At 72.0% G+C, this 26,596-nt stretch carries 19 protein-coding genes and 1 tRNA gene; 6 read left to right on the top strand and 14 right to left on the bottom strand.

Going from position 1 to position 26,596, the window contains the following annotated elements; translation table 11 throughout:
* Both xylA and MWM45_RS15085 read right to left on the bottom strand, forming a co-directional pair.
* A complete protein-coding gene (gene xylA / locus MWM45_RS15090) occupies positions 1 to 1,191 on the bottom strand; it encodes a xylose isomerase (protein WP_043441759.1) in 1,191 nt (396 codons plus the stop codon).
* A gap of 100 nt (positions 1,192 to 1,291) precedes the next feature.
* Positions 1,292 to 2,317, bottom strand: a complete 1,026-nt coding sequence (locus MWM45_RS15085) for a LacI family DNA-binding transcriptional regulator (RefSeq protein ID WP_247827138.1) — start codon at positions 2,315 to 2,317, stop codon at positions 1,292 to 1,294.
* 180 nt (positions 2,318 to 2,497) lie between these two features.
* Between MWM45_RS15085 and MWM45_RS15080 the strand changes: the two genes are divergently transcribed.
* Both MWM45_RS15080 and MWM45_RS15075 read left to right on the top strand, forming a co-directional pair.
* Positions 2,498 to 3,637 carry an endo-1,4-beta-xylanase gene (locus tag MWM45_RS15080; RefSeq protein WP_247827137.1) on the top strand — a complete coding sequence of 380 codons (1,140 nt, stop codon included), beginning with the start codon at positions 2,498 to 2,500 and terminating at the stop codon, positions 3,635 to 3,637.
* Between the two features lie 30 nt (positions 3,638 to 3,667).
* Positions 3,668 to 6,700, top strand: coding sequence for an endo-1,4-beta-xylanase (locus MWM45_RS15075; RefSeq protein ID WP_247827136.1), 3,033 nt, complete (start codon positions 3,668 to 3,670; stop codon positions 6,698 to 6,700).
* 81 nt (positions 6,701 to 6,781) lie between these two features.
* On the opposite strand, the gene purM is transcribed toward MWM45_RS15075, so the two are convergent.
* From purM to MWM45_RS15030, 9 genes are all read right to left on the bottom strand, one after another.
* Positions 6,782 to 7,897, bottom strand: a complete 1,116-nt coding sequence (gene purM, locus MWM45_RS15070; RefSeq protein WP_247827135.1) for a phosphoribosylformylglycinamidine cyclo-ligase — start codon at positions 7,895 to 7,897, stop codon at positions 6,782 to 6,784.
* Entirely contained in the window at positions 7,894 to 9,453 is a 1,560-nt protein-coding gene (gene purF, locus MWM45_RS15065) for an amidophosphoribosyltransferase (RefSeq protein ID WP_247827134.1), read from the bottom strand. The genes purM and purF overlap by 4 nt, the downstream gene beginning before the upstream one ends.
* A 48-nt stretch (positions 9,454 to 9,501) precedes the next feature.
* Positions 9,502 to 10,623, bottom strand: coding sequence for an EAL domain-containing protein (locus tag MWM45_RS15060; protein WP_247827133.1), 1,122 nt, complete (start codon positions 10,621 to 10,623; stop codon positions 9,502 to 9,504).
* An 11-nt stretch (positions 10,624 to 10,634) separates the two neighbouring features.
* Positions 10,635 to 10,808, bottom strand: a complete 174-nt coding sequence (locus tag MWM45_RS15055) for a DUF1059 domain-containing protein (protein ID WP_082046019.1) — start codon at positions 10,806 to 10,808, stop codon at positions 10,635 to 10,637.
* Between the two features lie 99 nt (positions 10,809 to 10,907).
* Complete coding sequence (locus MWM45_RS15050; RefSeq protein ID WP_247827132.1) at positions 10,908 to 11,345, bottom strand: hypothetical protein; 438 nt, start codon at positions 11,343 to 11,345, stop codon at positions 10,908 to 10,910.
* Positions 11,346 to 11,364: 19 nt separating this feature from the next.
* Positions 11,365 to 12,918 (bottom strand): DUF2079 domain-containing protein, encoded by a 1,554-nt coding sequence (locus MWM45_RS15045; protein ID WP_247827131.1) that lies wholly within the window; start codon positions 12,916 to 12,918, stop codon positions 11,365 to 11,367.
* Positions 12,915 to 13,277, bottom strand: coding sequence for a sterol carrier family protein (locus MWM45_RS15040; protein ID WP_247827130.1), 363 nt, complete (start codon positions 13,275 to 13,277; stop codon positions 12,915 to 12,917). Before MWM45_RS15040 ends, MWM45_RS15045 begins: the two co-directional genes overlap by 4 nt.
* Positions 13,278 to 13,289: 12 nt before the next feature.
* Positions 13,290 to 14,294, bottom strand: coding sequence for an asparaginase (locus MWM45_RS15035; protein WP_043441777.1), 1,005 nt, complete (start codon positions 14,292 to 14,294; stop codon positions 13,290 to 13,292).
* 103 nt (positions 14,295 to 14,397) lie between these two features.
* On the bottom strand, positions 14,398 to 16,068 hold the full coding sequence (locus MWM45_RS15030; RefSeq protein ID WP_247827129.1) for a molybdopterin-dependent oxidoreductase: 1,671 nt from the start codon (positions 16,066 to 16,068) through the stop codon (positions 14,398 to 14,400).
* Positions 16,069 to 16,173: 105 nt separating this feature from the next.
* Here MWM45_RS15030 and purD point away from each other — a divergent pair, with 105 nt between their 5' ends.
* The 4 genes from purD (at position 16,174) to MWM45_RS15010 (ending at position 22,647) form a co-directional block, all read left to right on the top strand.
* Entirely contained in the window at positions 16,174 to 17,466 is a 1,293-nt protein-coding gene (gene purD / locus MWM45_RS15025; protein ID WP_247827128.1) for a phosphoribosylamine--glycine ligase, read from the top strand.
* A complete protein-coding gene (locus MWM45_RS15020; RefSeq protein ID WP_247827127.1) occupies positions 17,463 to 18,362 on the top strand; it encodes a phosphoribosylaminoimidazolesuccinocarboxamide synthase in 900 nt (299 codons plus the stop codon). The genes purD and MWM45_RS15020 overlap by 4 nt, the downstream gene beginning before the upstream one ends.
* 195 nt (positions 18,363 to 18,557) lie before the next feature.
* Positions 18,558 to 19,547 carry an SMP-30/gluconolactonase/LRE family protein gene (locus MWM45_RS15015; protein ID WP_247827126.1) on the top strand — a complete coding sequence of 330 codons (990 nt, stop codon included), beginning with the start codon at positions 18,558 to 18,560 and terminating at the stop codon, positions 19,545 to 19,547.
* Positions 19,548 to 19,692: 145 nt separating this feature from the next.
* Positions 19,693 to 22,647 (top strand): DEAD/DEAH box helicase family protein, encoded by a 2,955-nt coding sequence (locus MWM45_RS15010; RefSeq protein WP_247827125.1) that lies wholly within the window; start codon positions 19,693 to 19,695, stop codon positions 22,645 to 22,647.
* On the opposite strand, the gene MWM45_RS15005 is transcribed toward MWM45_RS15010, so the two are convergent.
* The 3 genes from MWM45_RS15005 to MWM45_RS14995 all read right to left on the bottom strand — a co-directional run bounded on the left by MWM45_RS15005 (position 22,626) and on the right by MWM45_RS14995 (position 26,484).
* Positions 22,626 to 22,702 (bottom strand) — tRNA-Pro (locus tag MWM45_RS15005). The genes MWM45_RS15010 and MWM45_RS15005 overlap by 22 nt on opposite strands.
* Positions 22,703 to 22,801: 99 nt before the next feature.
* Positions 22,802 to 24,664 (bottom strand): ABC transporter ATP-binding protein, encoded by a 1,863-nt coding sequence (locus MWM45_RS15000; RefSeq protein WP_247827124.1) that lies wholly within the window; start codon positions 24,662 to 24,664, stop codon positions 22,802 to 22,804.
* Complete coding sequence (locus MWM45_RS14995) at positions 24,661 to 26,484, bottom strand: ABC transporter ATP-binding protein (protein ID WP_247827123.1); 1,824 nt, start codon at positions 26,482 to 26,484, stop codon at positions 24,661 to 24,663. The genes MWM45_RS15000 and MWM45_RS14995 overlap by 4 nt, the downstream gene beginning before the upstream one ends.
* Between the last annotated feature and the right edge of the window lie 112 nt (positions 26,485 to 26,596).

Raw genomic sequence — 26,596 nt, 5'->3', positions numbered from 1 at the left:
TCAGCGGGCTCCGAGCAGGTGCTCGATGAAGAGCTGCTGCAGCTTCACGAAGCCGAAGCCCTTGCCGTTGAAGTAGGCGTCGGCGTCGAAGTCCTCGTAGGAGGCGCGGTCGGCGCGGAGGGCCTCGTAGCCCTCGCCCTCGTTGAGCGTGGGCTCGTTGATCTCGGAGACGCGGGACGCCGTGAGGGCGGCCTGGACCTCGGGGTCGGCGCGGAACGCGGCGGCGCGCTCCTTGAGCAGCAGGTAGGTCTGCATGTTCGCGGCCGCCGAGTCCCACACGCCGTCCATGTCCTCGGTGCGGCTGGGCTTGTAGTCGAAGTGGCGCGGTCCGTCGTAGGACGGGCCGCCCGTGGGGCCGCCGTTCTCCAGCAGGTCCACGAGCGAGAACGCGTTCTGCAGGTCGCCGTGGCCGAACACGAGGTCCTGGTCGAACTTGATGCTGCGCTGGCCGTTGAGGTCGATGTGGAACAGCTTGCCCTGGTAGAGGGCCTGCGCGATGCCGTGGGTGAAGTTCAGGCCCGCCATCTGCTCGTGGCCGGTCTCCGGGTTGATGCCCACCAGTTCGGGGCGCTCGAGGGTCTCGATGAAGGCCATCGCGTGTCCGAGCGTGGGCAGGAGGATGTCGCCGCGCGGTTCGTTGGGCTTGGGCTCGATCGCGAAGCGGATGTCGTAGCCCTTGTCGGTGACGTAGTCGCCGAGCAGGTTCACGGCCTCGCGGTAGCGCTCGAGGGCTCCGCGGATGTCCTTGGCGGCGTCGTACTCGCTGCCTTCGCGGCCGCCCCACATGACGAACGTCTTGGCGCCGAGCTCGGCGGCGAGGTCGATGTTGTCCAGGACCTTGCGGAGGGCGAAGCGGCGGACGCCGCGGTCGTTGCTGGTGAAGCCGCCGTCCTTGAAGACCGGGTGGCTGAACAGGTTGGTGGTGACCATGGGGACCACCATGCCGGTGGACTTCAGCACCCCGGTGAGCCGGTCGATCTCGCGCTGGCGGTCCGCCGCCGAGCAGCCGAACGGGAACAGGTCGTTGTCGTGGAAGGTGATGCCGTAGGCGCCGAGGTCGCTCAGGCGGTTGACGGCCTCGACCACGTCGAGGGGGGCTCGGGTCGCGGAACCGAACTGGTCCTGGGCCTCCCAGCCCACCGTCCAGAGGCCGAAGGAGAATTTGTCGTCGCGGGTGGGCTCGATCGTCATTGAGTGCTCCAGGAAGTGTGTGTGATTAATATGTTGCCGTTACAAACATATTAGGTTTGAGCCCAGAGTCAAGCATGGTGCCGTCCTTGCCCCGAGCACCCTAGGGATGCAGTGCGCGGACGCTGGCCCGCTGGACGAGACGCGTGGAGAGCTCGATCCGCGGGCTCTCGACCGCCTCGCCGCGGATGAGGCGGACGAGCGTGCGGGCCGCGAGGCTCCCCATCTCGGAGAGGGGCTGGCGCACCGTGGTGAGGGGAGGAGAGGCCCAGCCGGCCTCGGGGAGGTCGTCGAAGCCGACCACGCTGAGATCGTCCGGGATCCGCAGCCCCTGCTGGCGGGCCGCCTCGTACACCCCGAGGGCCATCTGGTCGCTGGCCGCGAAGATCGCGGTGGGCCGCTCGGTCCGCGCGAGGAGCTCCGTTCCGGCGGCGAATCCGGATGCGTAGTCGAAGTCCCCGCCGATGACGAGCTCGGGGTCGACGGCGATACCGGCGGCGTCGAGCCCCGCCCGGTAGCCGTCGAGGCGCGCCCTGCTGCACCAGAGCCCCGGGCGGCCGGCGACGAACCCGATCCGGCGGTGGTTGTGCTGGAGGAGGTGCTCGGTCGCGGTGACGGCGCCCGTCCAGTTGGTCGCCCCGATGGTCGGCACTTCGAGATCGGGTACACCGGCCGGGTCCACGACGACGAGGGGCAGGTTGAGGCGCTGCAGTTCCGCATGCAGGAAGGAATCGAGGTCCGTCGTGACGAGGATGGCGCCGTCGCTGGCCCGAGCACCCAGGGTGTCGAGCCACTTGCGGGTCGAGTCGCTGCCGCCGCGGCGGTGGATCGCCGAGACCACCATGGACAGGCCCTCCGTGTTCAGCGACTCCTCGACGCCGCGGATGATCTCGACCGCCCAAGGGCTGTCGAGATCGTTGAACACCAGGTCCACCAGGCCGGCCGCGGCCGGCCGCCCCGCGCCGCGCCGCCGGTAACCGTACTCCCGCAGCAGGACCTCGACCCGCTCGCGGGTCGCGGGGGCGACGTCGGATCGTCCGTTGAGGACGCGGGACACCGTGGGGACCGACACGCCCGCCGCGGAGGCGATAGCGGAGATCGTCACCGCGGGGTGGGCATTGTCCTGCATGGCGTCCTCCTGGGGAAGCCCCGACGCTGCAGCAGGGCATCTCCGGGGTCGAAAACCACCGCACCCTTGACCTTCCCGACGCGGTGTTCCTAACCTACAGCAACGGTATTTCCGGAAACTTCCGGAAACGTTCGATCGCTGGGATCGGCTCCGTTCCTCACGTACCTCAAAGGAGAGCTCATGCAGGTTCGTTCATCCATCGCCGCGGCAGTCCTCGCGTCCGCCATGGTCCTTCCCGCGGCGGCGCCCGCGCTCGCGGCGCAGCACCAGCCGCCCCGCCCCCACGGGATCGAGAAGAAGGACACCCTCCGCTGGGTGGCCCCGCAGGACCTCGAGGTCGGCACGGCCGTCGCGGGCGGCGGCCACCACGAGACGCAGCCCTACCCGGATCCCTTCACCTTCGACCAGGAGTACCGGGAGGGCCTTGCGGCGGAGTTCAGCTCGGTCTCACCCGAGAACCAGCTGAAGTGGGAGTTCGTCCACCCGGAGCAGGGCACCTACCGGTTCGCCGAGATGGACGCGATCGTGCAGTTCGCCCAGGAGAACAAGCAGGTGGTCCGCGGCCACACCCTGTTCTGGCACAGCCAGAACCCCGCCTGGCTCGAGGAGGGCGACTTCACAAAGAACGAGCTGCGCGCCATCCTCAAGGACCACATCCAGACCGTGGTGGGCCGGTACGCGGGGAAGATCCAGCAGTGGGACGTCGCCAACGAGATCTTCAACGACGACGGGACCCTGCGCACCACGGACAACATCTGGATCCGCGAGCTCGGCCCGGAGATCATCGCCGATGCGTTCCGCTGGGCGCACGAGGCGGATCCCAAGGCCACGCTGTTCTTCAACGACTACGGCGTGGAGGGCATCAACGCGAAGAGCAACGCCTACCTCGAACTGATCCCGCGGCTGCAGGCACAGGGTGTCCCGGTGGACGGCTTCGCCATCCAGGGCCACCTGAGCACGCGCTACGGTTTCCCGGGCGACCTGCAGGCCAACCTGCAGCGCTTCGACGACCTGGGCCTCGAGACGGCGATCACCGAGATCGACGTGCGCATGGACGTCGCGGCGGGGTCCTCGCCGACGGACGCCCAGCTCGCGACGCAGGCGAGCTACTACCAGCGCGCCCTGGACGCGTGCGTGAGTGTCGACGAGTGCAATTCCTTCACCATCTGGGGCTTCACCGACAAGTACTCGTGGGTGCCCGTGTTCTTCAGCGGCGAGGGCGAGGCGACCGTCATGTGGAACGACTTCACCCGCAAGCCCGCCTACTACGCGCTGCAGGACACCCTGGAGCAGGCGTCCCCCGGTCGCGGCAACCGCTGATCCGTGATGGACCACAGGACAGGAAGAACCATGGGACGACGCTGCCTGATCGCGGGCGCCACGGCCGTCGGCCTGGTGGCCGGAGCCGGCGCCCTGGCGCTGCCCGCGGCGAACGCCGAGGAGCCCGCGGTGCTCCTCAGTGAGGACTTCGAGGACGGCGCCTTCGGGCCGCTGGTCCAGAACGGCGGAGCCACGCTGTCGGTGGTCGACGCCGACGGCGACAAGGCGCTGCTGGTGAAGGGCAGGACCAACGACTACGACGGCGTGAAGACGCCGGCCGCCCTCCTGCAGGCCGGTGGCACCTACTCCTTCTCCGCGCAGGTGAAGCTCGCCGCAGCCGGGACGACGACGTCGGCGCGCTTCGTCGTCGAACCCGCGTACAGCTGGGTGGGGAACACCACGGTCTCCGCCGATGCGTGGACCACCGTGAGCGGGACGTTCACCGCCCCCGCCGGTGCGGACCCGGCCACGCTGCGGGCCTACCTCGGAACGGGAGACCTCGGTGCACCGTACGACTACCTCGTGGACGACGTCGTGATCACCGGCACCGCCGGGCCGGGCGACGGCGGCGCCTGGCAGCCCACCCCGGATCCCGCCTTCGTCCCGGGCGGCGCCACGAACCCCTCGACCACCCCTCTCGCTGCAGCCCGCGGCGCCGGGAACGCCGTCGCCCTCACCTTCGACGACGGCCCCAACCCGGGCGAGACCGCCGCTGTCCTCGACCTCCTGAAGGACAAGGGCATCACCGCGACCTTCTGCGTCATCGGCCAGAACGTGCAGGCCGACGGCGGGGCGGCGCTGCTGCGGCGCATCGTCGCCGAGGGGCACACGCTGTGCAACCACGGCACGTCCTTCGCGGACATGGGATCGTGGAGCCCGGCGCAGATCGAGGCCGACCTCAAGGAGAACCTGCGCATCATCCGTGACGCCGCGGGCGATCCCGCCCTGCAGGTGCCGTACTTCAGGGCACCCAACGGCAGCTGGGGCTCCACCGGCGAGGTGGCCGCAGCACTCGGCATGCAGCCGCTCGGCCTCGGGAACGTCATCGCCGACTGGGACGGCAACGACCTCGGTGAGGCCACCCTCACGGCGAACCTCCGCGGGGCGTTCACCCCCGGCGCCGTGGTGCTCGCGCACGACGGCGGCGGGGACCGCACCACCACGGTCCGGGCCGTGACGACGGTCGTGAACGAGAAGCTCGCCGAGGGCTGGACGTTCACCCTCCCACGCGGCGGTGCCGGCGTCGCCACGACGATCACGAGCGGCTTCGAGACCGGCGCCGACGGCTGGACGGCTCGGGGCGACGGCGTCGGAGTCACCCCCGGCACCGACGCGCGCACCGGGACGGGCAGCCTGCTCGTCACCGACCGCACGCAGCCCTGGCACGGTGCCGCCCTCGACGTGACCGCAGGACTGCCCGTGGGCACGGCCGTGGAGGTCTCCGTGTGGGCGAAGCTCGCCCCGGGGGAGGCTCCCGCCTCCCTCAAGGTCTCCGTGCAGCGCGACAACGGTGCGGGAAGCGCCTACGAGGGCGTGGCCGGCGCCGCGGCGACCGTCTCGGCCGACGGCTGGACACAGCTCAGGGGCACCTACACGCTCGGGGCCGCGGCGGACAGGGCCCAGGTGTACGTCGAGGGCCCGGTGGGCACCGACTTCCTCCTCGACGACTTCAGCCTCGCGCCGATCGTCGAGAAGCCCGTCCAGACGGACCTGCCGGGGCTGAAGGACGTCCTCGGGGTCGACGGGATCGAGCACGTCGGGGTGGCCATCGACGCGCGCGAGACCGTGGGGACGGCCGCCGACCTCCTCCGGCAGCACTACAACGCCGTCACCCCGGAGAACGCGGGCAAGCCGGAGAGCGTGCAGCCGGTCGAGGGCCAGTTCGCCTTCACCCAGCTGGACCAGCTCCTGGACTTCGCCGATGCGAACGACGTCGAGGTCTACGGGCACGTCCTGGCCTGGCACTCGCAGACCCCGGCCTGGTTCTTCAGGGACGGGACACGCGACCTGACCGACAGCCCCGCCGACCAGGCGCTGCTGAAGGCCCGCATGGAAGCCCACATCAAGGGCATCGCCGACCACATCGACGCCCGCTACCCCGACGGGGACAGCCCCGTCTGGGCATGGGACGTCGTCAACGAGGTCATCGCCGACGGCGGCACCGCCAACCCGCACGACATGCGGGACAGCCGGTGGTTCCAGGTCCTCGGCGAGGGGTTCGTGGACGAGGCCTTCCGCCTCGCCGACCGCTACTTCCCCGACGCGGCCCTGTTCATCAACGACTACAACACCGAGATGCCGGAGAAGCGCGCCGACTACCTCTCGCTGATCAGTGCGCTCGAGGCACGCGACGTGCCGATCGACGGGGTGGGCCACCAGGCCCACGTGGACGTCGCCCGGCCGGTGGAGTGGCTCGAGGACTCCATCGTGGCGGTGGAGCGCCTGAACCCGGAGCTGCTGCAGGCCATCACCGAGCTCGACGTGAACGCCTCCACGGAGAACCAGGGCGCCGATGTCAGTGGTGCCCCGCAGGACCCGTACAGTCCGGCGTTCGAGGACGACGCGGACGCGGCGGCCGAGGTGGGCTACTACTACCGCGACCTGTTCGCGATGCTGCGGGAGCACGACGAGTCCGTGGACTCGGTGACCTTCTGGGGCATCAGCAACGCCCGCACCTGGCTGCGGACCTGGCCGATGGCCCGGCCCTGGGAGCAGCCCCTCCCGTTCGACGACGAGCTGCAGGCCACCCCGGCCTACTGGGGCATCGTCGATCCGTCACGCCTGCCCGCGCGGCCGGCCGACGTGCTGCCGCCCCGGATCGCGGACCGGTCCGATGTGCAGGCGGTCTCGAACGGTGCCAGCGGCGCGAAGGTGAAGTACGCCCTGCCGTCCGCCATCGACACCCTCGACGGCGCGGTCCCGCTGGACTGCGATCCGGCACCGGGCTCACGCTTCGTCATCGGTGTCACGACGGTCACCTGCACCGCCACGGACGAGGCGGGCAACACCCGCACCGGCTCGTTCGACGTCGTCGTGACCCGCAAGCAGCCCGGGAAGCCCTGACGGTCCGCGGCACTCCCGGCAGCACGACGAAGCCCCTGTCCTCTCCGGAGGGCAGGGGCTTCGTCGTCGGGAGTGACGGGATCAGGAGGCGTAGGCGCCCAGGAGCCGCACGGAGCCGCCGTCCACGCCCTTGGCGCCCTGGACGTAGTCCGGTCCGTCGGTGCTCCCGCCGCCCGCGACCTGCACGCTGCCCATGACCCAGGACGGGACACCCGCCGCATTCAGCTGCGCCAGGGCGGTGTCGGCGCCCGCGGCCCCGACGATCGCGACCATGCCGACGCCGAGGTTGAGGGTGCGTTCGAGGTCCGGCAGCGGGACGGAACCGAGCTGCGCGACGATCGTGAAGATCGGGGGGAGGCCCCAGGTGGAGCGGTCCACGGTGGCTTCCAGTCCGCGGGGCAGCACCCGGGCCAGATTCGCCGCGAGCCCGCCACCGGTGACATGGCTGAAGCCGTGCACCTGCGCGGCGTCGTTCCGTGCCAGCGCGAGGCAGTCCGAGGCGTAGACGCGCGTGGGCTCGAGCAGCTCCTCGCCGAGCGTCCGGCCGAGCTCGGAGACCTGCCGGTCCAGCGACCACCCCGCCTGGTTGATGACGCGGCGGACGAGGGAGTAGCCGTTGGAGTGCAGGCCGGAGGAGGCCATGCCGATCACGACGTCGCCCGCCCGGACCCGCTCGGGACCGAGGACGCGGTCCGCCTCGACCACGCCGGTCGCGGCCCCCGCGACGTCGTACTCGTGCTCGCCGAGCAGCCCCGGGTGCTCCGCGGTCTCCCCGCCCACCAAGGCGGTGCCGGCCACCGAGCAGCCGGCGGCGATGCCCCGGACGATGTCCGCGATGCGCTCCGGGACCACCTTCCCGCAGGCGATGTAGTCCGTCATGAACAGCGGTTCCGCGCCGACCACCACGATGTCGTCCACGACCATGCCCACGAGGTCGAACCCGATGGTGTCGTGGATGTCCATGGCCTGGGCGATCGCGACCTTGGTGCCCACGCCGTCGGTGGACGTCGCGAGCAGCGGGCGCGTGTAGGTGAGGAGGCGGGAGACGTCGAAGAGCCCCGCGAAACCACCCACCCCGCCGATGACCTGCTCGCCGTGCGTGGCACGGACGGCGTCCTTCATGAGCTCGACGGCGCGGTCTCCCGCTTCGACGTCCACTCCTGCGCTGGCATACGTGATGGGGTTGGGCGCGCTCATACCCGCTCCTTCTTGTCGTCGTCGGTCAGTACGGCTTCGAACTCGGCGTCCGGCCCGGGGTCGCAGCCCACGGCGCCGGAGCGGTCGGCCGGGTCGAGGCGCTCGAGCAGGTTCTTGCCCAGGCGGTCGTCGCCGGGCAGTTCGATGGGGTACGTCCCGGTGAAGCAGGCCGTGCAGAGGCGCTCGCGGGGCTGCTGCGTGGCGTCGATCATGCCGTCCTCGGAGATGTAGGCGAGGCTGTCGGCGCCGACGGACTTGCTGATCTCGTCGATCGCCGCGCCGTTCGCGATGAGCTCCGCGCGGGATGCGAAGTCGATGCCGTAGAAGCAGGGCCACCGCACGGGCGGCGAGGAGATCTTGACGTGGACCTCGGCGGCGCCGGCCTCGCGCAGCATGCGGACGACGGCGCGCTGCGTGTTGCCGCGGACGATCGAATCGTCCACCACGATGATGCGCTTGCCGCGGATGACGGACTCGAGGGCGTTGAGCTTGAGCCGGATGCCGAGCTGGCGCAGCGTCTGGCTGGGCTGGATGAAGGTGCGGCCCACATACGCGTTCTTCACGAAGCCGTGGGCGAAGGGGATGCCGGATTCCTCGGCGAAGCCGACGGCGGCGGGCGTCCCGGACTCGGGGACCGGGATCACGATGTCCGCCTCGGCCGTGTTCTCGCGGGCCAGCTGGCGGCCCATCTCCACGCGGGCCTCGTACACGGAGCGCCCGGCAATCGCGGCGTCGGGCCGCGCCAGGTACACGTACTCGAAGACGCAGCCGGCGGGGGTGGGGGAGCCGAAGCGGCTGCTGCGCACGCCGTCCTCGTCGATCGCGATGAACTCGCCGGGCTCGATCTCCCGGATGAAGCTCGCGCCGACGGTGGCGAGCGCCGCCTGCTCGGAGGCGACCACCCAGCCGCGCTCGAGCCGGCCGAGGACGAGCGGGCGGACGCCGTAGGTGTCGCGGGCCGCATAGAGCGTCCCCTCGTCCATGAAGACGAAGCAGAACGCGCCGCGGATGCTCGGCAGCAGCGCCAGGGCCGTCTGCTCGAGCGAGCGGTCGTCGTCGCCGCCGAGGAGCGCGGTGACGAGGGCGGTATCGGTGGTGTTGCCCTGCGCCATCTCGCCGGCGCGGGGCTTGCCGTGGCGCGCGAGGATCATCTGGTGGAGCTCGGCCGAGTTGGTGAGGTTGCCGTTGTGGGCAAGGGCCACGGTGCCCGCCGCGGTGGCGCCGAGGGTCGGCTGTGCGTTGGCCCAGTGCGAGGAGCCGGTGGTGGAGTAGCGGCAGTGGCCGACGGCGATGTGCCCGGTCAGGGTGTTGAGCGTGGATTCGTCGAAGACCTGGGACACGAGGCCCATGTCCTTGTAGACGTTGATCCGGCGGCCGTCGCTCGTGGCGATGCCCGCCGACTCCTGGCCTCGGTGCTGCAGTGCGTACAGGCCGTAGTAGGCGAGCTTGGCCACCTCCTCGCCGGGCGCCCAGACCCCGAAGACGCCGCAGGCGTCCTGGGGTCCTTTTTCGCCGGGAAGAAGATCGTGGGAGAGGGTTCCGTCGCCGCGCAGCATGCGGCCATTCTCTCACGGTACGGTGTGCCGCCCTTCTTCCGGGGGCGCTTATTTCGTGCCGGCGAGCTTTCCGATGAGCCGTTCCATCCGGGCGATGCCGACGAATCGTCCAGCGTTGTCCGTCACGAGGAGCGGAGCGAAGCGCGAGCCCGCCTCCCGGGTGATGGACCGGGCGAGGGCCTCGTCGACGGGTGTGTCCACGTTGACGACCAGGCCGGTGGTGACGATGCCCAGGCGCGCCGCCTCCTCGCTGAGGACCGCCTGCGGTCGCCTCCCGTCGAGGAGTACGACGTCGGTGAGGTCCGGGTCCCGGGTGAACAGGGCCGCCGCCGCGCCGGGGGAGGGGGCGGTCGCCGCCGGTTCGAGGACGCCGCGGACCGTCGACGCGGCGGCGTCGCGCACCCGGGTGGACAGGCGGAGCGCGAGGTCGAGGTCGAGGTCCTGCCAGGGCGCAGCGGGCCGGCCCAGCAGGTACCCCTGCACGAGGGGGACCCCGAGGGCGGCGAGGGTGTCGAGTTCCTCCACCCGCTCGATGCCCTCGGCGAGGATCCAGGCGTCGACCCTGCTGGCGAAGAGCCCGATCATCTCCATGAGGGCCCGCTTGGCCTCGTCGGCGTCGATGTCGCGCACCAGTTCCCGGTCCATCTTGATGATGGACGGCCGGAGCGCGAGCAGGTGCTGCAGGCCCGCGTAGCCGGACCCGGCGTCGTCGACGGCGATCATGGCGCCGGCTGCGCGCAGGGAGTTCAGGTGGGGTTCCAGCTGCAGGTAGGACTCGATGGGCGTCTGCTCCGTCAGCTCCACGACGACGCCGCCGAGGCCGCCCTGCTCGGCCCACACCTGCCGCACCAGGGGTGAGAGGAGCAGGGCGGGCGAGACGTTCACGGTGAGGAAGCAGTTCGGCGGGAGTGTTCCCCGGTGCAGGAAGGCGCTGCGGAGCGCGGCCGCCTCGAGCTCCGCCGCGCGCCCCTCGCGCCGCGCCCGGGCGAACCACACCTCGGGATTCCCCTCGCCGTACCCCGGGAAGCGGACGAGGGCCTCGTAGCCCACCACCGTGCCGCGGGCGGTATCGATGATGGGTTGGTAGGCGGAGGTGATCCCCTCGCCGAGGCACGCGGCCGCGAGCTCGGCGCTCTCCCGCGCGGCCACCGCCTGGTCCAGGGCCTCCATCGGGAGCGGGATCAGACGGCGACGATGCTGCCGCGGACAGCGCCGACGAGCTCGGGCGAGATCTCGGTCAGGCCGTGCGCCGACGCCGCGTGCGCTCCCACGCGGGCGAGGACCTCGTCCTCCGTGCTGCAGACCCAGCGGGCTTCGCAGCCCGGTACGACATCTCCACATGCGAATGCCTTCATGGCACAGTCCTCTTCTCCGGCTCGATGGTTCCCCCATCACGCCCTACTGTCGTCACCCGGGCCCGGGGTGTAAGCAGCGGCATCCGCCGGTGGAGGGACTCAGGCGTCGTCCGTGCGCTCCGCCCGTGCCCGCTCGGCACGCCTGACGCTGCGGCGGTCGATGACGAGCACCAGCAGCGCGGCGAGGAGCAGCCCGGGCAGGGCGAAGGCCACGGTGAAGAACCCGAGGACGGACTCGCGCGTGAGGGTCGGGTCCTCCGGGCCGGTGTAGGCGAGCACCAGGGCCGCGAGGAACCCGAGGACCGCACCGACCAGCATGAACGGTACGAACTTCGGCGCCCGGCGGACGGTCACCTCACGGACAGCCGGCGCCGCCGGCGCGGGCGACGGCGGCCGGACGGGATCGGCGCCGTGGACCGGTGCGTCAGGGCCGGCGGTCGGGCGATCCCCGGGGGCGGTCCGGCCGTCCGCCGGCACCCCATCGTCGCCCCGCGGATCCGGCTGGTCGGGGGAGGTGTGCGGCTGCTCGGAGGTCATGGATTAAGGCTACCGGGCGTCAGCGTTCCAGCCGGACGAGCTGGTAGCCCGCTTCGTCGAACGCGAGGGTGTAGTCCGTCCCCGGGAAACGCTGCTCCGCGTGGGCCTCGGCGTCGGCCGGGCGGGTTGCACCCCAGCTCCAGTCGTCGGCGTCGACGATCAGGTAGTCGGGCGCGGGATTGGCGTTGCCGAGCCAGTACACGCGGGTCTCCGGCACGAGGTACGCCATGAGGACCACGCCGCTCTCCACCGTGGCCCCCTCGGGGATGAGGCCCATCATGCGGTGGGCGGCGTCCCAGCGGGCGGACTGGCGGTAGGTGTCCGGCTCGGCGAGGACGGCGAACTTCTGGGTCGGCAGCAGGACCAGGCAGGCGGCGACGGCGGCGGGGACCCCCAGCAGCGCCACCGACCGCACCCAGCGGCGGCGGGTGCTCCGGAGGGAGTGCGCGCCGTCCACCAGGCCGAGGAAGAGCACGGGCATGAGGACCGCGCTGTAGTGCCACTCGGGACCCCAGTACCCCTCTTGGCCGGAGGCGAACCGCCACAGCAGGGTGGGCAGGAGGACCAGGCTCAGCGACGAGCGGAGGAACAGGACGCCGCCGGCGAGCAGGAGCAGCAGGAGCGTCTCGTGCTTCGCGGTGCCGGTGAGGAGGCCGACGACGGCGCCGGCGGGGTCCGCGATCATCGCACCGGCGTCGATGCGGTCCGAGTAGTCGTACTGGCCGGCGGCGTTCAGGGCCGGCAGGACCACGCGCACGGAGAGGACCAGCCACAGCGCCCCCCAGGCGGCGAGCCACAGGCCGGCCACCGACCGGAGCCGCCACGCGATCACCAGCCCGAGGGCCATGACGGTGAGCCCGAGGTCCTCCTTCACGAAGACGAGCACGCCGCTCCACAGGACGGCGGGCAGCACACGCCCTGCCAGCAGGGCTTCGAGGCCGAGGGCCAGGAGCGGCACGGCGAACGCGATCTCGTGGAACTGCGCGGCGACGGCGGACTGCAGTCCCCAGGACAGCGCATAGGCGACCCCGACGGCGATCCCGGCGGCGGACCCGAGGAGCCGTATGCCCGTGCGCGCGACGACCGCCACGGACAGCCCGAAGAGCAGGTTCTGCACGAGAAGGAGGGTCAGGCCGGACGGCGCGACCGCGTACGCGGGTCCCAGCAGCACGAGCAGCGGGTGGAAGTGGTCACCCAGGAGGTTGAAGTCCTCGCCCTTGATGGGGACGATCGGCGTGTCGACGCCCGCGTAGGCCTTCGCGAGCTGCGTGAAGATCCCGAGGTCCCAGGAGGGCGCCTCCAGTCGGTTCCACTGGGTGACGGAGAAGACGGTGTAGAGGAGGGCTGCGGCGAGGCCGGTCAGCCAGGCGCCGGGCGGCTGCCGGCGGACCGCCGCGGCGGTCCGCCCCCGGAGCGTGGCGGGAGCGGTGGCGGGGCGGTCCGGGCGGTGCTCCGCCGGGCCGGCCGCGCGTCGCAGGGACGGTGCCGCCGTCGTCGGACGCGTGGCCGGCCCGGCGACGGGCGCCGGGCCCGATGGCGGTGTCAGGTCGGCGCTGGGCGCGTCACCGTTCACGGGCGCCCGACGAGGGGGAGCCAGGCGCTGAGATCGGCACGCTGACCGGAGGCCGCCACCCTGCCCGCCGCGACGGCGTCCGGCCAGGTCGTGGCCCCGGTGACGAGCGCGAGCCAGGTGGTGGCGTCGGTCTCGACGACGTTCGGCGGCGTGCCGCGGGTGTGGCGGGGCCCCTCGACGCACTGGGTGACGCCGAACGGGGGGACGCGCACCTCGACGCTGTTGCCGGGTGCGAGCTCCGCGAGCTCCTCGAGGGTGAACCGCACCGCCATGGCGAGTTCGGGGCGGCCGGCCGAGCCGTCCGCCACCTGTGCCAGCGCGCGGCGGCCGTCCTCACCGGTGATGCGTCGTCGTGCCATGGGCTGCCGCTCCTAGTCGAGCAGGGCCAGGACCGGGGCGGCCAGGCGCAGGCTGCCCACGGAGCGGCCCCCGCCGAGGACCGGGGAGACGACCTTCTCGAGGGTGGCCCCGACCTTCTCGGCGTCGATCGCGCCGGATGCGGCGAGGAGCGTGAGGCCCACGAGGGTCGCCGCGCGGGCGTTGCCGTCGAGGACCTTCAGGGCCAGGGTCGCTCCGGTCGGCGCGGCGAGGACGAGGACGCCCTCGGCCCCGCTCTTGGCGAGCACGCCGAGGTCCTCCATGACCACCGAGTTCTCCATGCCGTTGCCGTGCACGGCCCAGGGGTAGTCCAGCATCGCGGTGGCGATCGTCGCCGCGCGCGCGTCCGCGTGCTTGTCCGACGGCGCCTTCGCGATCTTCCCGATCCCGCGGGCCAGGCCGGTCAGCGAGACGGCGGCGACGGGCGCACCGCATCCGTCCACGCCCCAGGCCGATACCGACTCCTCCGTGTACTCCTCGATGACGGAGGCCACGGAGCGCTGCAGCGGGTGGGTGGGGTCGAGGTAGGTGTCGGTGTCCCAGCCGTTCTCCGTGCACGCCCACAGGAAGGCCGCGTGCTTGCCGGAGCAGTTGAAGGCGATGCGCTGCCTGCCCTTGCCGCTGCGGACGAGCTCGTTGCGGGCCTCCTCGTCCTGCGGCCAGTCCTCGGGGCACTGCAGGTGGTCCTCGGTGACCCCGGCGGCGGCGAGCATGGTCCGCACCACGTCCATGTGCTCCCTGCTGGCCACGTGGCTTGCCGCCGCGAGGGCCACCTGGGGTCCCCGCAGGGGGACCCCCGCCTTCATGCTGGCCAGGGCCTGGAACGGCTTGAGCGTGGACCGCGGGAAGATCGGGCTCGTGATGTCCCCGAGCCCGGTCACCACGGAGCCGTCGGCGGCGAGAACGACGGCGGCCCCCACGTGGCGGGACTCGATGAAACCGTTGCGTTCGAGGACGGCGAAGTCCACGGCGTCAGCCGTAGTGAAAGTGGAGGGCATGGTCCCAGTATTCCTTATCCGCTGCGCCGGCCCGCGGGGATCCCCCGTTGACACCACTGCGCCCACCGGAGAGGAGGGTCATTCGGTGGGCGCAGGCCCGGGGTCACGTCACCGTGAACTGCACCGACTGCCAGCCGGACGCGCCGTTCGGGACGGTGTCCGCGCGCTCGTCGGTCTGGAGGCCGTCGACGGCGTCGGTGGCCCTCGCCCTGACCGTGTGCAGCCCGGACTCCAGCGAGACCTCGTGCGACCACTGGCGCCAGGTGTCCACGGAGGCCTCGGCGGCGAGGTTCACGGGCTCCCAGTCACCGCCGTCCACGGAGACCTCGACCGCGGTGATGCCGCGCTGCTGGGACCAGGCGACGCCGCCCAGCATGACGGCGCCGCCGTCCACCTGGGCGAAGGACGTCGGGACCTCCACGCGCGCCATCGTCTTGATGGGGCCCAGCTCGGACCACCCGCGGTCCGTCCAGTACGCCGTCCGGTCGGCGAAGCGGGTGACCTCGAGGTCCACGACCCACTTGGTCGCCGAGACGTAGCCGTACAGGCCGGGGACCACCATGCGGACGGGGAAGCCGTGCTCCACGGGCAGCGGCTCGCCGTTCATGGCGAGGGCGAGGATGGCGTCGCGGTCGTCCTGCAGCACGGGCAGGGGCGTGGAGGCGCTGAAGCCGTCCGAACTCGTGGACAGGACCATGTCCGCGCCGTCCAGGGGCCTGGCCCGCGCGAGGACGTCGCGCAGCGGGTAGCCGAGCCACTTCGCGGTCCCGGCCAGGTAGCCGCCCACGGGGTTGGAGACACACGTGAGGGTGATGTGGCGTTCGATGAGATCGGCGTCGAGGAGGTCCTGGAAGGAGAGTTCGAACTCCTCCTCCACCATGCCGTGCACGCGGAGCACCCAGTCGTCGGTGGTGAGCTGCGGGACGCTGAGCGCCGTGTCGATCCGGTAGAAGTCGCCGTTCGGGGTGACGAAGGGTGTCACGCCCGCCACGGGGGACTGCACGCCCGCGGGCAGCGCCGGCGCGGGACTGGCCGGCGCCGGGAACTGCAGGCTGTCCCGGAGGGCGGCGACGTTGTTGCGGGCGCCCGCGAGCAGCCGGCCCCCGCCGGCGGCCGCGGCAGCGACGACGGCGGTGACGCCCGCGGCGGCGAAGAACCCGCGCCGTGACGTCGCACCGGAGCCCGAGGCGCCGGACCGCGGGGGAGCGGTCGCCACGGCCACCGTGCGGGTGCCGTCGGTCCCGTCGGTCTCCGTGATGGCGGTGCCCGTCCGTCCGGCGGCGTCCGCCGACGCGGCCTCGTCGGAGGACGGGACGACGGCGGCATGGCGCAGGCGGGCGGTCAGCCGGCGCAGCGCCAGCAGCCCCGCGGCCGTGCCGACGACGGTCGGAAGGGCATCGGGCAGGGAGGCTCCGGCACGGGTGAGGACGCAGGCCAGGATGACGGCCCCCATGAACAGCACCCCGGCGACGCCGAGCGCCCACCGCCGGAACGCGACGATGCCGAGGACGGCCGCCAGCAGCGCGATCGTGATGCCCATGCCCACGAGCAGCGCCGACTTGTCATTGGTCCCGAACGTCGCGATCGCGAAGTCCTTCATCCACGGCGGGGTGAAGTCGATGAAGGTGGATCCCATGGCGATGACGGGGGTGGCGCTCGCCCGGAAGAAGGCCCCGGCGAGTTCGGCGACGCCGAGCACCACGCCGGCGGCGATGATGCCGGCGAGCGCGGCGAGCAGGGGAAGGCCGCGGCGGGACGTCGAGAGGTTGCTCATGGGAAGTATTCGGAGAGGCCCGTGGGCCGTATGGGTCGCGCGGGCCGCCGTAACAGGCGCCGATCCTGTGTCGGGCCGGGAGCCCCTCCAGTACGCTGTCTAACTGTGAAGGTTCTTGTACTGGGCCCCGGAGGCCGCGAACACGCCATCGTCCGGGCCTTGCTGGCCGATCCCTTCGTCCGGGAGGTGCAGGCCGCCCCCGGCAACGCCGGGATCGCCGAGGACGTCCCCACCCACGACATCGACGCGAACGATCCCGCCGTCGTCGTCGGGCTGGCCCGCCGGCTGGGCTCGGACCTCGTGGTGATCGGACCCGAGGCGCCGCTCGCCGCCGGCGTCGCGGACGCGCTGCTCGACGCCGGGATCCCCGTCTTCGGACCCACGCGGGCCGCCGCGCAGCTCGAGGCGTCCAAGGCCTTCGCCAAGCAGGTCATGGCCGCCGCCGGCGTGCCGACCGCGATGGCCCGCGTCGCCGCCACGGACGAGGAAGCCGGCGAGGCGCTCTGCGCGTTCGGCGCCCCCTACGTGGTGAAGGACGACGGGCTCGCCGCCGGCAAGGGGGTGGTGGTCACCGACGACCTCGCCGAGGCCCGCGCCCACGCCTCCGCGTGCTTCGCGGCGGGAGGCACCGTGGTCATCGAGGAGTACCTCGACGGACCCGAGGTCTCGCTGTTCGTCCTCTCCGACGGCCGCACCGTGGTCCCGCTGGCACCCGCCCAGGACTTCAAGCGCATCCACGACGGCGACCAGGGCCCCAACACGGGCGGCATGGGCGCCTACTCGCCGCTCGAGTGGGTGCCGGCCGGCCTCGTGGACGAGGTCGTCACGCGCGTGGCGCAGCCCGTGATCGACGAGATGGCGCACCGCGGCACGCCCTTCGCCGGCGTCCTCTACGTCGGCCTGGCACTCACGGCGCGCGGCCTGCGCGTCATCGAGTTCAACGCACGCTTCGGTGACCCCGAGACGCAGGCCGTCCTCGCGCGCCTGACCACGCCGCTGGGCGGGGTGCTGCTCGCCGCCGCGAAGGGTGCCCTCGACCAGATCGACCCCCTCAACTGGTCGCCCGAGACCGCCGTCGCCGTCGTCCTCGCCTCCGAGAACTACCCCGACGCCCCGGTCACGGGCCGGCGCGTGCGCGGGCTCAGGAAGGCCGCGGAGGTGGAGCGCGCTCGCGTCCTCCACGCCGGCACCGCCCTGCGGGACGGCAAGGTGGTGAGCTCCGGCGGCCGGGTGCTGGCCGTCGTCGGCGTCGGGGACTCGCTCGCGGACGCGCGGGCCACCGCCTACGAGAGCCTGGGCCGGATCGACCTCGCGGGCGGGCAGTTCCGCACGGACATCGCCCTCAAGGCCTCCCGCTCGGAGATCGCCGTCACGGGCCCCGCGGCGGCCACCGCATGAGCACCTTCGCGCCCGAGCATCCCGACCTGCCGGGCTGGCGGCACGTCTACTCCGGCAAGGTCCGCGACCTGTACGAGCCGGAGGACGGGCGCGACGACGTCGTGCTCGTGGTGGCGAGCGACCGCATGAGTGCCTACGACCACGTCCTGGCCACCGGCATCCCCGACAAGGGGCGCGTGCTCACGCAGCTCAGCCTCTGGTGGTTCGAGCGGCTCAGCGGCATCCCGAACCACGTGATCGCGTCCGACGCCGCCGGCGGCGTGCCCGCCGCCGTCGAGGGCCGGGCGATGATCTGCCGCCGGCTCGTCATGTACCCGATCGAGTGCATCGCCCGCGGCTACCTCACCGGGAGCGGACTGCTGGAGTACCGGCAGTCCCGCACCGTCTGCTCCCTGCCGCTGCCCGAGGGTCTGGTGGACGGCTCCCGGCTCGAGCCGGCGCTCTTCACGCCGTCGGCGAAGGCCGAGGTGGGCGAGCACGACGAGAACATCACCTACGACGCGGTCGTCATGACGGTCGGGGATGACGCCGCGGCCCAGCTGCGGTCCCTCACCCTCGACATCTACACCGCGGCGGAGGCGATCGCCCGGGAGCGCGGGATCATCCTCGCCGACACGAAGGTGGAGTTCGGCCTCGACCCGGCCACCGGCCGCATCACCCTCGGCGACGAGGTGCTGACGCCGGACTCCTCACGCTTCTGGGACGCCGCCCTCTACGCGCCCGGGCAGGCGCAGCCCTCGTTCGACAAGCAGTTCGTCCGGGACTGGCTGACCTCCGACGCCTCCGGCTGGGACCGGCAGTCGGAGCCGCCGGCGCTGCCCGCCGACGTCGTCGAGCGCACGCGCGCCCGCTACATCGAGGCGTACGAGCGACTGACGGGCCGCACCTTCGCCTGAGGCAGGTTTCCGGCGCCACGCCGGGGCGCGGGGACGATGCCCGTGCACGGATCGTTGTCGTCTCGGTCCGGCCTGCAGTCCAGTCCGGCCGGTCGGCCCGGCTTCATCCGGCCAGGTCCATTCGACCAGCTTCATTCGACCAGCGCCGTGCGGATCCTCAGGGCAACCAGCGGCGCCGACCCCTCGAGGAGCACCGTGAACAGCACCCAGCACACCCCGCGTCGCTCGACCGCCACCCGACGCGCGGCCCGGGCGGCCCTCGCGCTCGCCGTGACCGCCTTCCTGTTACCTGCGGCGGGCGCCGCGGCCGCACCGCCGACGTCGTCTCCCCCGATGTCGGTGTCCTCCCATCGGCAGCAGGACATCAGTATTCCGCTTCCCGGCGCATCCTCCGCCGAGGGCATCGCCAAGGGCAAGGGCTCCACGTTCTATGCAGGAGACCTGGGCCGCGGCGACATCTTCCGCGGCGACCTCCGGAAGGGGACGGCCGAGCTCTTCATCGACGCACCCGACGGCAGGGCCGCCGTCGGCCTCAAGGCCGACGTCCGGAACGACCTGCTGTTCGTCTCGGGCGGCGCGACGGGCCGGGCATACGTCTACGACACCGACACGGGCGCGGAAGTGGCGGACCTCCTGCTCGCCACGGGCAGTGCGTTCATCAACGACGTCACGCTCACGCGGGACGGTGCCTACTTCACCAACTCACAGGCCGCGGAGCTGTACTTCGTCCCCGTCGACCACGACGGCGAGCTCGGGGACCCGGAGACGATCGCGCTGACCGGCCCGGCAAAGGCGCTGACGGGGGCCTTCAACCTCAACGGCATCACGTCGGTGGACCGCGGCAGGACGCTGATCGTGGCGCACTCGGCGAAGAAGGCCCTCTACACCGTGGACCCGGAGACGGGTGTCAGCGCGGACATCGCGACCGGTGCGCTGCCGGACGTGGACGGCATCCTCGCCAAGGGGGACACCGTGTATGCCGTCCAGAACTTCAGCAACCAGGTCAGCCGGATCGACCTGTCGAAGGACCTGACGCGCGGCGAGGTCGAGGACGTCATCACGAGTCCGCTGTTCAAGGTGCCGACGACGGTGGCACTGTTCGGCAACACGCTGGCACTCGTCAACGCGAAGTTCGGCGACCCCGAGCCCGGCGGCTACGAGGTGGTGACGGTCTCCGCGCGCTGACCGCGGCCGGAGACACGCGAGGCCCACCGGCCGGGACCGGCGGGCCACCCCTGACGGCCCCACTAGGATGGGGCTGCCGCGCATGGCCTCGCCGCGCGCGGCACGTCGGCGCGCTCAGGCGACGACGCCCGGGGGAGGAAGCGCCATGCAGCAGTTCGAGGAGACCGTCGCCGTCCAGGCCAGGCCGCTGGCGGCCTGGCGCTTCACCGGACGGTTGCGCACCTACCAGGCCGACGTGCTCGAGCGGGTGCCGGTCGTCGCCGGGGACCCCCTGCACATCGTGGCGCCGCCCGGCTCGGGCAAGACCCTGCTCGGCCTGCTGCTCGCCGCGCGGCGCGGCGCCCCCGCCGTCGCGCTGGCCCCCACGGCGACCATCCGCTCCCAATGGGCCCGGGCGGCGGAAGGACTCGAGGGCGCATCCGGCGCCGTGTCGGAGGACCCGCACGAGCTCGGCGACCTGACCGTCCTGACGTACCAGATGCTCAGTGTGATCGAGGGAGGGAACCCCCTCACCGATCTCGCCGTCGCCGAATGGGCCCGCGAACTCGAGGCGGGCGGGCGCACGGCCACGGCGGCCGGCGAATGGATCGAGGCGCTCCGGGCGGCCAATCCGACGGCGTTCCGCGACGGCGTCACACGCCGGTCCCGCACGCTACGGCGGCAGTTCGCCCAGCAGGACGCGGACCTCCTGGCCCGCGTGCTCCACCCCAACGCCCTGGCCCTCGTGGACCGCCTCGTGGAGCACGGCGTGGAGACCATCCTCTTGGACGAATGCCACCACCTGCTCGATCACTGGGCGCTCGTCGTCGCCTATCTCGCCTCGCGGATCCGCGACGCCGGACGGACCCCCCTGCTGATCGGGCTGACCGCCACGCTGCCGTCGGTCGAGGACAAGCGGTCCTACGACAACTACGCCGGCCTGCTCGGCGAGGTGGACTACGAGGTGCCCACCCCTGCCGTGGTCAAGGAGGGCAATCTCGCGCCCTACCGGGACCACGTCTGGTTCGTGGAACCGATCGAGGACGAGCTCGTGTTCCTGCGCGACCACGAGCGCCGCCTGGCCGGCCTCATCCGGGAGCTGCTGGCCGGGGACGACGGCGTCACCTACGTCGCCGCGCTCCTCCAGCCATCGTCCGACGGCGGTGACGAGCCACCGGAGCAGCGCCTCGCGCGGGCCTTCGCGAGCGACTTCGGCCTCGCCGAGTCGGCCGCACGGATGCTGCTCGACCTCACCCCGGACCATCCGCTGCGCGCCCTGCTGCCCCCCGACCTGCGCACGCCGCCCGACACCGAGCAGAGTGTCCGCCTGCTCGCCCGCTACGCGCTGGACCGGGTGCTGCCGGACCCCTCACGCGCCGACCAGTGGCAGCGGATCAAGCGGACGGTGGCGGACTTCGGCTACACCCTGACGGACCGCGGCGTCCGGCGCGGCCGCGACCCCATCGACACGCTGCTCGCCTCGTCGGCGGCGAAGGACGCCGCCGTGGGCGACATCCTCCGCCTCGAGCTCGGCCAGGCGACCGGACACCTCGTGCGCGCCGTGGTGATCGCCGACTTCGCGGTCCACGGGAACAAGCGCGGCGCGGCCCGCCGCCCGGCGGGTGCGCTGCGGGTGTTCGACGCCGTGGCCGGCGACGCGACACTCGCGGCGCTGCGCCCGGTGCTCGTCACCGCCCGGCACCTCCGGATCGCCGCGCGCGATGCCGGCGTCCTCGTCCCGGCGCTGTCCGCAGCCCTCGACGCCGATCTCACCCCGACCCCCGTGGACGGTTCCCCGGGCGTGCTCGACCTCGACACGGCGGGCCGGGGATCCGCGGCCGTCGTCGCCGCGGTGTCCGCCCTGCTCGCGCGGGGGGAGGTGCGCGTGGTGGTCGGCACCCGGGGGCTGCTCGGAGAGGGGTGGGACTGCCCTGCCGTCAACACGCTGATCGACCTCACCGCTGTCGCGACGTCGTCGTCCACCCAGCAGCTGCGCGGACGCACCCTGCGGCTGGACCCCGCCTGGCCGCGGAAAGTGGCCCACAACTGGGTGGTCACCGCCGTGATCCCCGCAAGGATCGCCCTGGCATCCGCGCCCGACCTCCGCAGGATGAAGCGGAAGCACGATCGCATCTGGGGCCTGCTGCGGGAGGACTCCACCCAGGTGGTCCGCGGACTGCCGATCGCGCTCACGGAGCAGCAGGCAGGCTGGCTGCGTGCCCTCGAGGGCAAGGACCGGCGGCAGACGGTCGCCGGGCTCAACGAGAGCACCGCGGCGGCGCTGCCCCCGCGTGAGGACAGCTACCGGTCGTGGCGGATCGGTGAGCCCTATGCGGACCGCGAGGGGGCGGCGGCCGTCGTGAGCCGTGCCCGCACCCGGGCTTTCAGGACCGGGTGGACGCTGCAGTTCATCCTCACCGCGATCATCGTCATCGTGGGTGCGGTCCTGGTGCAGTCCGGCCGGCCGCTGGGGGCCCTCTGGCAGGTCCACCCCGCTGCGGGGCTCGCCGGCACGGCCCTCGCGCTCGGCCTCGCCGGCTGGCTCGTCCGGCCGCTCGTCCGGCAGGTGGGCCTCGCGGCCCGGCAGGCCTTCACCACGACCGCCGCCTACCGCCGGGTGGTGCGGGCGGTCGCCGATGCGCTGCACGATGCCGGGCACGTCCCCGCCTTCGGTGAAGGGGACATCCGGGTGGCCCCGGAGGGGAGCAAGGATCTCGTCGAGCGGTTCGAGCTGGAGGTGCTCGGCGGCTCACCCGCGGAACGCCGGGTCGTCGCGACGGCGCTCGCCGAACTGTTCGGCCCCGTCCGCAGCCCGCGGTTCCTCCTCCGGATCGATCGTGGTGAACCGGCGAGGCTCCACCATCAACCCCTCCTGCAGCTCGTCCTGTGGGCCACCCGCCTGCTCACGCGGAAGGACCGCCTCCTGCCGGTCCCGGCCCTCCTCGGACGACGACGGGCGGACGCGGAGGCCTTCGCGCGGAGGTGGCAGCGGTCGGTCGGTCCATGCGCGCTGCTGGAGATCGATGCCCCGGAGGACCTCGTGCAGCTGACCCGGGCCCGGCGGGACGCAGCGGGTTCCTCAGCGCCTCCCGTCTTCTCTGGTCGGGGTGACAGGATTTGAACCTGCGGCCTCGTCGTCCCGAACGACGCGCGCTACCAAGCTGCGCCACACCCCGATGTCGCTCGCTGGAAGGCGGACCTCCCGAACAGCAACTGTCCAAGGATAGCGGAGGATCAGCGGCGAGGAAAACCGGCACCTGCTCCGCGGGCCGGTGTCAGACGAGCGAGTCCTTCCACGCCGCGTGCAGCGTCGCGAAGCGCCCCGTGCCGCCGATGAGCTCGGCGGGCGTCCCGTCCTCCACCACCCGGCCGTCGTGGACCACGAGCACGCGGTCGGCGATGGCCACGGTGGAGAGCCGGTGCGCGATGATCAGCGCCGTGCGGTTCCCGAGCAGCTTCTGCAGGCCCTCCTGCACCAGGCGCTCGCTCGGGATGTCCAGGGACGACGTCGCCTCGTCGAGGATGAGGACGGCCGGGTCGGCGAGGAACGCGCGGGCGAAGCTGATGAGCTGCCGCTGCCCCGCCGAGACGCGCCCTCCGCGCTTGTTGACGTCGGTGTCGAAGCCCTCGGGCAGCTCCAGGATGAACTCCTCGGCGCCCACGGCACGGGCTGCCGCGACGATCTCCTCGCGGCCGGCCTCGGGTCTGCCGAGGGCGATGTTGTCCGCCACGGACCCGCTGAAGAGGAAGGCCTCCTGCGTCACCATGACGACGGCGCGCCGCAGGTCTGTCGGCGCGAGATCGCGGAGGTCGACGTCGTCGAGCGTGAGGCTGCCCTCGGACACGTCGTAGAACCGCGCGATGAGCTTGGCCAGCGTGGACTTGCCGGCACCCGTCTGGCCCACGAGGGCCACGGTCTGCCCGGCGTGGATGGCCAGGTCCAGGCGTGGCAGCACCACGGGTCCGGTGCCGTAGCGGAATTCGACGGCGCGGAATTCGACGGCGCCCCGGGGATGGGGGAGGGACACCGGGTGCTTCGGCGGGCGCACGGTGGGGACCTCCTCGAGCAGGCCCGAGACCTTCTCCAGCGCCGCGGCGGCGGACTGGAAGGAGTTGTAGAACATGGCCATCTGGTCCACGGGCTGGAAGAACCGCTTGCTGTAGAGCAGCAGCGCCAGCAGCGCCCCGACCTCCAGCGTCCCGCCGAGGACCCGGAAGCCGCCGAAGACGAGGACGACGGCGACGGTCACGTTGCCGATCAGCACGAGCCCGGGCTGGAAGACGCCGTTGAGGTTGATGGAGCGGACCGTGACCAGGCGGTAGTCCTCCGCCAGCTCGTCGTAGCGGTCGGCGTTGACCGTCTCGCGGCGGAACGCCTTGACGGCGCGGATGCCGGTCATCGTCTCGATGAAGTGGACGATCAGCTTCGCCGACACCACGCGGGACTCCCGGTAGGCGATCTGCGAGTGCTTCTGGTACCAGCGGGCGAGGAAGAACATGGGGATCGCCGCGGCCAGGATCAGCAGGCCCGTCCGCCAGTCGAGGGCGAAGATCGTCACGGCGGTGAACAGCATGAAGATGGCGCCGGACGCCAGCGAGCTCACGCCCGAATCGAGCAGCTCCCGGAGCGCCTCGAGATCCGAGGTCTGCCGGGAGATGATGCGCCCCGAGGTGTACTTCTCGTGGAACTCCAGGCTGAGGCGCTGCGTGTGCCGGAAGACCCGCACCCGGAGGTCGAGCAGCATGGCCTGGCTCAGCTGCGCCGTCGCCCGCACGTACCCCGCCGTGAGGACCGAGGCGAGCACGGCCGCCAGGAGGTAGGTGCCGCCGGCGAACCACAGCAGGCGGGGATCCCCCGCCATGAGGGCGGGCAGCGCGCGGTCGATGCCGAACGCGATGATCGCCGGTCCGGCCACCCGGGCCGCCTGCGAGATCACGACCAGCAGGACGGTCCAGATGAACTGCCGGCGGTTGGGCCGGATCAGCGAACCGAGGAGGCGGAAGGACCGCGACCGCACGGACTTGCTCTGCGCCCGGTCGAGGAGGACGTCGTCCTCGTTGAGGACACCGGCGGAGGTGGTCCCCTGCCCGTCCCTGTCCTTCGGCGCCTCGCCGGGCGCGGCCGTGGTGCGGCTCATGCCAGCGCCTCCTCGTCGTCGTGCGTGGATCCACCGGTGCGCCCGAGCTGGGCGATCTCCTCGTCGTCGAGGCTGGCGATGACGTAGCGGTAGTGGTCGCTGCGGGCGAGCAGCTCGGAGTGCGTGCCGACGTCGGCGATCCGCCCGTCCTGCATGAGGGCCACCCGGTCGGCCAGGGCGACGGTGGACGGCCGGTGGGCCACGATGAGCGTCGTGGTGGCGCGGAGCATGGCGCGGAGCCCCACCTCGACGCGCTCCTCGGTGGCGACGTCGAGCGCGGACAGCGGGTCGTCGAGGACCAGGACGGTCGGCTGCGCGGCGATCGCGCGGGCCAGGGCGATGCGCTGGCGCTGGCCCCCGGACAGGCTGAGGCCCTCCTCGCCGATGAGCGTGTCGAGCCCCTCGGGCAGCTCGTACGCGAACCGCGCCTGCGCCACCTCGAGCGCCTCGGCGAGGATCCGCTCGGCCTCGGCGCCCGTGGCGTCGGAGCCCATGAGGACGTTGTCCCGGACCGAGTTCGAGAACAGCGTGGTGTCCTCGAAGGCGACCGCCACGAGGGTCCGCAGCTCGCCGAGCGTGAACTGCCTGAGGTCCACGCCGTCGATCGTGATACTGCCGGCCGTGACGTCGTGCAGGCGGGGGACGAGCTGCAGGAGCGTGCTCTTCCCGCACCCGGTCACCCCGACCAGGGCCATGGTCTCGCCCGCGCGGAGGGTCAGGTCGACGCCGTCGATCACGTCGCCGGTGTCCTTTTGCGCGTCGGGGTAGCGGAAGTGGACGGCGTCGAACACGACGTCGCCGCGGGGCGCCTCGAGGTGCACGGGCGTGGCCGGGTCGGTGATGGTGTTCTCCGACTCCATGACCTCGTAGTGCCTGTCGATGGCCGTCTTCGCCGTGAAGGTCATGGCGAGCAGCGGGCCGATGAACTCGACGGGGCCGGCCACCGCGGCGGCGGTCGCGAAGAAGGCCACGAGGGCGCCGATGCTGACGTCGCCGTTCGCGGCCAGCATCACCCCGACCACGAGGGACGCGCCGAGGGCGAGCTCGGGCAGCAGCGTGACGACCATGGAGAAGTTCGCGAGGGCCTTCGCCTTGTAGATCTCGGTCTGGCGGAGCTCCTCGGCCTGCTCCTCGAAGTCGTCGAGGGCCTCCTGGCTGCGGCCGAACGCCTTGAGGACGCGGATGCCGTGGACGGATTCCTCGACCGTCGTCGCGAGGTCGCCGGCCTGGTCCTGGCTCTTGCGGGACACACGGCTGTAGGAGGTCCGGAAGCGGTAGCCGTAGACCATCAGCGGCACGGCGGCCGCGAGGAAGATCAGGGCCAGGATCCAGCTCATGAAGAACATGATGACGACGCCGATCACCACGGTCAGCGACGTGACCACCAGCATGATGAGCCCGAAGGCCATCCATCGCCGCATCAGGTTGAGATCGCTCATCGCACGGGAGAGGAGCTGCCCGCTGCCCCAGCGGTCGTGGAACTCGACGGTCAGGTTCTGCAGGTGGCGGTAGAAGGACGTGCGCATGTTCGTCTCGACCGTCGTCGCCGGCGTGATGACGAACTGGCGTCGCAGGGCCACGAAGGTGGCCTCGAGGACGCCGAGGAGCAGGACGACCCCGGACGCGATCCAGACCGTGCGGGCGGACCCGCCCTCGGCCAGGGCGTCGTTGATGAGGACGCGCAGCACCTGGGGGATCGCGAGCGCCATGAGGCTTGCGCCGAGCGCGCACAGCAGCCCGAGGATCAGTCGGGGAACGATGGGCTTGACGTGCGGGTACAGGCGGCCGAGCGATTCCCACAGCGTGTTCTGGTTCTTCATGCCAACTCTTCGGTGATCGATGGTTGTTGGTGTCCCTCAGCAACGATCCTAGGCCACGGCTGCTGTAACGCCGGTCACAGCCGTGGCACCCGAAGAAGCAGGCGGGTGCCGG

The sequence above is a fragment of the Arthrobacter antioxidans genome (assembly GCF_023100725.1).
Taxonomy (GTDB): domain Bacteria; phylum Actinomycetota; class Actinomycetes; order Actinomycetales; family Micrococcaceae; genus Arthrobacter_D; species Arthrobacter_D antioxidans.
This window is presented reverse-complemented; position numbering and strand designations above follow the sequence as displayed.